This window comes from Parapedobacter soli (genome assembly GCF_025460835.1).
Lineage (GTDB): Bacteria > Bacteroidota > Bacteroidia > Sphingobacteriales > Sphingobacteriaceae > Parapedobacter > Parapedobacter soli.
In genome coordinates, this window is the sequence record NZ_JAMXAY010000159.1 from 1 (window position 1) to 622 (window position 622).

The 622-nt window shown below is 45.3% G+C and carries 1 protein-coding gene; it reads right to left on the reverse strand.

What is annotated here, in order from left to right; all coding sequences use genetic code 11:
• On the reverse strand, positions 1 to 500 hold a 500-nt coding region (locus NGM62_RS22005), incomplete at its 3' end, for a DUF4372 domain-containing protein (RefSeq protein WP_262250450.1).
• Between the last annotated feature and the right edge of the window lie 122 nt (positions 501 to 622).

Genomic DNA, 622 nt, shown 5'->3' on the forward strand with positions numbered 1-622 from the left:
AATGCCGGAATACTTCCCCTGAGATCCAATAGGGTGTGTACTTTGACCGCTCCGCGTGAGTATTTGCCGGGTGCCCATCCGAATAGTTTCAGGCTGAGCGATATGGTCGTGGAATCCAACGCAAACACCTCGTTTGAAATATCCACCCCCAAAATGCCCTGCTTGCTGTACATGGGCCTTACTTTACTGATCAGGTAGTTCCCGAAATCCGAGAAAATCCGCTGGTCACGCCCTTCGTTCGCCCTTGACAGTGTCGATTGGTTGACATATTTCCGGATCCCGAGGTGATACAGCTTATTCTTATGCGCTTTCAAGCATACGCAGATATCCCGGAGCGAATTGCGCGAGGTAAGCTGGCCGAAAAACAACTGGATGAACTGGTTCCAACAGTTGAAACCCCTTGTCCGGAAATCACCATCGTACTTCGCCACGCATTTGTCGAACTCGTACCTGTCAACAAATTGCAGAAGCTGGGCAAAAACATACTTCCCTGAATTCATAGCCGCATTTTAAGGCGGCAAATCTACAGGTCAATTCAAATCAAAAAATCAAAGAACGACTATAATATATTTATATACAATGCTTTACAATGAATTTTAAAAACTTAACGCATCACTAGTAA